Here is a 3,578-nt window from a genome sequence, read left to right on the forward strand (position 1 = left end):
ATCCGCGTGTGAGCGGATCGTCGTGCGCGGTACGCGACCCGCTCTTCCCAGCGCGACCACCCTCCCCGGCCGACCGCGGCCGATCGACGACGCAGGAGGAGATCGGCTACGAGTGCAGCCGCAGCGCCGTCCAGAGCTCGGTGCGGGCGGAGACGTCGTCGAGGTCGAGGCCGAGGGCGCGCTCGACGGCGGTGATGCGGTTGCGGAGGGTGTGACGGTGCACGCCGAGGTCGCGGGCGGCGGGCTCCCAGGCGCCGTTGCGGCGGAGCCAGACGCGGGCGCTCTCGAGCAGCACGGCTCCCTCCGGGGTCAGCAGCGGTGCGAGCATCCGGCGGGCGAGCGGTGCGGCTCCGGCGGCGGCGAGGAGCCCGATCATCCCCTCGGCGGCGACGTCCTCGAACCGGACCACCGTCCCGTCTCCCGTCCGCTCGGCGGCGCGCCGCGCCTCCTCGAGGCCCCGGTCCAGGTCCGACCATCCGATCGGGGCGGAGGCGCCGGCGCTCGCGCCGTGCCGCTTCAGCACGGCGGTCAGCGGCCCGAGTCCGTCGGCGGCGGCCACGGCGACGAGCGAGCCGTCCCTCTCGGCGAAGAACAGGCGCGCGCCGTCCTCCTCCGCCACGACCTCCAGCTCGTCGAGGAGCGAGTCGCCGTGCACGGGCGCGCTCAGCACGACCACCCGCACGGGCTCGGCGGGCAGCGGGCTCCCCAGGCGCCGTGCGGTGCTCTCGGCGACGTCGAAGGCTCCCGCGGCCAGCAGCTCGAGCAGTCCGGAGCGCAGCTGCCGACGGGAGGAGTCCAGCGCGCGCCGCTGCTCCAGCGCGATGCTCGCCAGCGCGATGACGCTCGCGACGAGGTCGCTGCCCGCCGGGTCCAGCGGCGTGCCCGTGCCCACGGCGAGCACCCCGCGCAGGTGGTCGCGGCGCCCGATCGTCTGCAGCGTCACTCCGCCGCCGTCGTCGAGTCGGAGTCCCGCTCGGCTGCCGCGGGTCAGGGCGTGCCTCGCGGCCGCGGCGACCGCCTCCTCCGCGGGCACGTCGAGCCGGGTGGGCAGGTGCACCCTCTGCCCGGCGGCGTCGTAGAGGGCGACCCAGCAGTCCAGCTGCCGCTCCAGCTCGGTGAGGATCGCCGCGAGCCCGTCCGGCCGCAGCGCCGCGCGGGCGACCCGCCGCTGCGCCTCGAGCGACCACTCCAGCCGCTCGCGCTGCTCCCGCGAGATCACGTCGGCGACGAAGCGGATGATCCCCATGAACGGAGTCAGGTCCGCCACCTCCAGCAGCGGCAGGCCCTGGCGGTCGCACGCCGTGACGAGAGCGGCGGGCACCTCGTCGTGCACGATGCGGGTGGCGAAGCCGAGCGCGCGGATGCCGCGGCCGCGCAGCCGGGCGACGTACTCCTCCGAGAACTCGGCGCTGTCGTGCCCGGTGAAGTGGACGCCGTCGGTCAGCAGCAGCTGGCCCGACTCGAGCCAGGGCGTCGGATCGACGAGGTCCGAGGAGTGCGCCCAGACCAGAGGAGCGTCGAGATCGGCCTCGTCGTGGACGCCGGCGAGCACGCGGAGGCGGAAGGCCGGTTCGGCCAGCAGATCGCGGACGGTCGCGGGCATGCGCGGCTCCCTTCGACGTTCCGTCCATCGTAGGGTCCGCGGATCGACGGATCCGCACGCCCGCTTCCGAGGCGCGCGCGGCACGATGGGGAGCATGACGTCCTCGACCGCCCCCACCGTCCGCGACAACGCCTCGGTCACCGCCGCCGACCGGTCCCGCGTGTTCCACTCCTGGTCGGCGCAGGGCGCGCTGAACCCGCTGCCGATCGCAGGCGGTCTCGGCGCCGAGGTCTGGGACGTCGACGGCACCCGCTACCTCGACTTCTCGAGCCAGCTCGTGAACGTCACCATCGGCTACCAGCACCCGAAGGTCGTCGCCGCGATCCAGGAGCAGGCGGGCGTCCTCACCACCGTCGGCCCCGCCTACGCGAACGAGACCCGCGCCGAGGCGGCCCGCCTGATCACCGAGCGGGCGCCCGAGGGCATGGAGAAGGTCTTCTTCACCAACGGCGGCGCGGACGCGAACGAGAACGCGATCCGCATGGCGCGGCTGTTCACCGGCCGCGACAAGGTCGTCTCGCTGTACCGCTCGTACCACGGCAACACGGGAGCGGCGATCGTCTCGACCGGCGACTGGCGCCGCATCCCGAACGAGTACTCCCGCGGGCACGTGCACGCCTTCGGGCCCTACCTGTACCGCAGCGAGTTCTGGGCCGAGACCCTCGAGCAGGAGTGCGAGCGCGCCCTCCACCACCTCGAGCGCGTCGTGCAGGCGGAGGGGCCGGAGTCGATCGCCGCGTTCCTCCTCGAGACCATCCCCGGCACCGCCGGCGTGCTCACCCCGCCGCCCGGCTACCTCGCGGGTGTGCGCGAGATCGCCGACCGGTACGGCATCCAGCTGATCCTCGACGAGGTCATGGCGGGCTTCGGCCGCACGGGGGAGTGGTTCGCCTTCGACGCCTTCGACGTGCGCCCCGATCTGATCACCTTCGCGAAGGGCGTGAACTCCGGCTACGTCCCGATCGGCGGCGTCGTCATCTCGGATCCGATCGCCCACCACTTCGACGAGCGCGTCTTCCCCGGCGGTCTCACCTACTCGGGCCACCCGCTCGCCGCGGCCAGCGTCGTCGCGACGCTCGAGGCGATGGAGGAGGAGGGGATCGTCGACAACGCGCGCACCATCGGCTCGGAGCACCTGGCCCCCGGCCTGGCGGCGCTCGAGGCGAAGCACGACCTGATCGGCGAGGTCCGGGGCTCCGGAGTGTTCTGGGCGCTGGAGCTGGTCACCGACCGGGCCGCGCGCACCCCGCTGCCGGCGGCCTCCGTCGCCCGCCTCAAGGCCGACCTGCTGTCCCGCGGCCTCCTGCCCTTCACCGCCGACAACCGGATCCACGTGGTCCCGCCGGCCGTCATCACTTCCGCCGAGGTCGCCCGCGGCCTCGGCATCCTCGACGACGCCCTCACCGCCTTCAGCGGCTGACCGCACTCCGTTCCGCAGGCGGCGGCGTCCTCGCGAGGCGTGTCCGGGGATCCGCGTTCCAGCGGATCCCCGTCGCCGTGCGCGACCCGCTCCTCGGGACCCGGCCCCGCGCTCGAGCCGACTGCGGGACGCCGCGCGGGGAGCGGCGTCCTCGCGAGGCGTATCCGGGGATCCGCGTTCCAGCGGATCCGCGTCGCCGTGCGCGACCCGCTCCTCGGGACCCGGCCCCGCGCTCGAGCCGACTGCGGGACGCCGCGCGGGGAGCGGCGTCCTAACCAGCGGCGTCCTCGCGAGGCGTATCCGGGGATCCGCGTTCCAGCGGATCCGCGTCGCCGTGCGCGACCCGCTCCTCGGGACCCGGCCCCGCGCTGGAGCCGACTGCGGGACGCCGCGCGGGGAGCGGCGTCCTAACCAGCGACGTCATCGCGAGGCGTATCCGGGGATCCGCGTTCCAGCGGATCCGCGTCGCCGTGCGCGACCCGCTCCTCGGGACCCGGCCCCGCGCTGGAGCCGACTGCGGGACGCCGCGCGGGGAGCGGCGTCCTAACCAGCACT

General features: G+C 74.7%; 2 protein-coding genes. One reads left to right on the forward strand and one right to left on the reverse strand.

What is annotated here, in order from left to right; genetic code table 11:
• Window positions 1-106: 106 nt before the first annotated feature.
• On the reverse strand, window positions 107-1,603 hold the full coding sequence (locus C5C46_RS07190) for a PucR family transcriptional regulator (protein ID WP_181136500.1): 1,497 nt from the start codon (window positions 1,601-1,603) through the stop codon (window positions 107-109).
• Window positions 1,604-1,697: 94 nt separating this feature from the next.
• On the opposite strand from C5C46_RS07190, the gene C5C46_RS07195 reads away from it, so the two are divergent.
• Window positions 1,698-3,023: an aspartate aminotransferase family protein gene (locus tag C5C46_RS07195; RefSeq protein ID WP_104223841.1), complete on the forward strand. Its 1,326-nt coding sequence runs from the start codon at window positions 1,698-1,700 to the stop codon at window positions 3,021-3,023.
• Window positions 3,024-3,578: the final 555 nt, after the last annotated feature.

The organism is Rathayibacter sp. AY1E6, from assembly GCF_002931115.1.
Lineage (GTDB): Bacteria > Actinomycetota > Actinomycetes > Actinomycetales > Microbacteriaceae > Rathayibacter.

What these genes read in the sequence shown, in the direction of transcription:
- C5C46_RS07195 (WP_104223841.1), top strand. Translation starts at nt 1,698, where the DNA reads ATGACGTCCTCGACCGCCCCCACCGTCCGCGACAACGCCTCGGTCACC.
- C5C46_RS07190 (WP_181136500.1), bottom strand. Translation starts at nt 1,603, where the DNA reads ATGCCCGCGACCGTCCGCGATCTGCTGGCCGAACCGGCCTTCCGCCTC.